The organism is Desulfovibrio sp. 1214_IL3152 (assembly GCF_036763055.1).
In the GTDB taxonomy this organism is placed as follows: domain Bacteria; phylum Desulfobacterota; class Desulfovibrionia; order Desulfovibrionales; family Desulfovibrionaceae; genus Desulfovibrio.
In genome coordinates, this window is sequence record NZ_JBAIYW010000517.1 from 1 (window position 1) to 1,990 (window position 1,990).

A 1,990-nucleotide genomic window follows, 5' to 3' on the forward strand; every position below is an offset into this window, starting at 1 on the left:
GGCCTGGAAAGAACGCGCACCGGGCTGGCGTGTTCGCTGCTGGCTGGCCTGACGAAAAATATTGAAGGGTGGCTGGGGCAGACAGTTCAGGTAGATGGTTGCCCATGTAAAACTGAAAACAGCCCCGTCCTCTGCACTCCCCCCGGACCACCCCAGAGGCGTTCAATTACCTGGCAGTGGCGAGGGCTGGGCGTCTTGTGCTGCGGGAGCTTCCCCGCTTCGCTCGGCGATCTCCCTCCGTGCCGCGCAATGCCATCAACGGGCAGGCTTTGACTGATTGAGCGCGTTTGACAATGGACCGTGAAAACATCTTGTCAGCGCGCTGTTCCCTAGAGCAGATTAACTTTGAGAATATACATTCTCAAAGTTTAAGGCACGCTCACTTCGGCGCTTAACCGCGCAGATAAACTGCGCTTACGCCTCCGCAGCGAACGTCTGTTCACGCAGCCGCCAGAGCAATTTCAAAGTGAAATTGCTCTAGAGCATTTAACACTTGAAATGCTTGCTTACGGCAGGCAAAAGCCTGCCTACTCGCATTTCGTGGCAAGGATTTTTCAGGAAAACCCTTGCAGAGCAGTTGACTCGTTTCATTCGTAAACTGCTCTAAAAATTTCTGGCGTGAACCAAGGGGCATTGCAAGCTTCAACAGCCCTGGCCGCTGTTCCTTTCCATTTCAGCGCCACGTGCGTTGGCGGCCAGCACGGCATCCACCAGCAGACCGGTGAGTCCCGCGCGGTCCAGCGCGTTGACCCCGGCGATGGTCAGGCCCCCCGGCGAGCACACGTTGTCGCGCAACTGGGCCAAAGGCGTTGCATCTTCTTCCGCCATGTGCGCCGAACCGGCAAAGAGGGCCGTAACCATTTGCCGTGCCTGGGCATGGGAAAACCCCATTGTTACCCCCGCCTGCACAAGGCCCTGCATCATGGCGAAAACATACGCCGGGCCAGCGCCGATAAGGGCGGAAAAAGCCGTAAATTTGTCTTCAGCCATTTCAACGCACTGCCCAAGTACGCTGAAAAGCTGTAAAATATCCTGCCTGCGTTCATTGCTGAGTGCAGGATCCTCAAAGCACAGGGCAAACACGCCCATACCCACCAGGGCCGGGGTATTGGGCATGCAGCGCACCACAGGGCTGCGCCCCGCGGCCCATTGTTGCAGGCTTTGCATGGTGATGCCCGCCGCCACAGATACAATGACCTTGTCCTTGCTGAGGGCGGGACGTATTTGTTCCATTATTTCGTGTATCTGGTAGGGTTTGACGGCCAGCAGAATGATGTCTGCGTTTTCCGCCACAGCCAGAGGTGACGCCATGACGCGCACTCCGGCCTTTTCCAGGGCTTGCATGCGCGAGGCTGTGCGGTTGTAGCCGCAGAGCGAGTAGGCGCTGTTCCGGTTTTCGTTCCCAGTTCCAGGACGTGCCAGACCAGACATGATGGCTCCGCCCATGTTGCCGCAACCCACACAGCCTATGCGCAGCGTCATGATTTACTCCGAAATTTCCAATCCGTTAAAGAAATAGCCGATCTCAAAAGCCGCGGTTTCCTGCGCGTCTGAACCGTGCACGGCATTGGCCTCAAGGCTCTGGCCGTACATGGCGCGCATGGTTCCAGGCTCAGCCTGGGCGGGATTGGTGGCTCCCATGAGGGCGCGCCACCGGGGAACGGCGTCTTCGCCCCGCAATACAACGCAAACAACCGGGCCGGAAGACATGTAGTCCGTCAGGCTGTCAAAAAAAGGGCGCTCACGGTGAACGGCATAAAAACCGGCAGCCTGCGCCTTGGAAAGATGCAACCTTTTAAGGGCCACGATCTTCAGCCCTGAAGCTTCCATAGCCGCCAGTATTTCACCGGTCAACTGGCGCGAAACTGCGTCGGGCTTGATTATGGCAAAGGTGGATTGCATCATGGCGTACTCCTCATGCTAGTTTGGGTGAAATCAGGACGCCGCATGCGTCCCGCGCGCCCCTTGCGGCGCGTCGCCCGTCCGGAGC

At 57.8% G+C, this 1,990-nt stretch carries 3 protein-coding genes; all 3 read right to left on the reverse strand.

Going from position 1 to position 1,990, the window contains the following annotated elements; translation table 11 throughout:
• Window positions 1-439: 439 nt before the first annotated feature.
• The 3 genes from V6C07_RS11050 to ndk are packed head-to-tail and all read right to left on the reverse strand — an operon-like array spanning window position 440 to window position 1,905.
• Window positions 440-634, reverse strand: a complete 195-nt coding sequence (locus V6C07_RS11050; protein ID WP_333536534.1) for a hypothetical protein — start codon at window positions 632-634, stop codon at window positions 440-442.
• An 8-nt stretch (window positions 635-642) separates the two neighbouring features.
• Entirely contained in the window at window positions 643-1,482 is an 840-nt protein-coding gene (gene proC / locus V6C07_RS11055) for a pyrroline-5-carboxylate reductase (protein WP_333536535.1), read from the reverse strand.
• A 3-nt stretch (window positions 1,483-1,485) separates the two neighbouring features.
• The gene (gene ndk, locus V6C07_RS11060) at window positions 1,486-1,905 is read right to left on the reverse strand and encodes a nucleoside-diphosphate kinase (protein WP_333536536.1); all 420 of its coding nucleotides are present in this window, start codon (window positions 1,903-1,905) and stop codon (window positions 1,486-1,488) included.
• Window positions 1,906-1,990 lie beyond the last annotated feature (85 nt).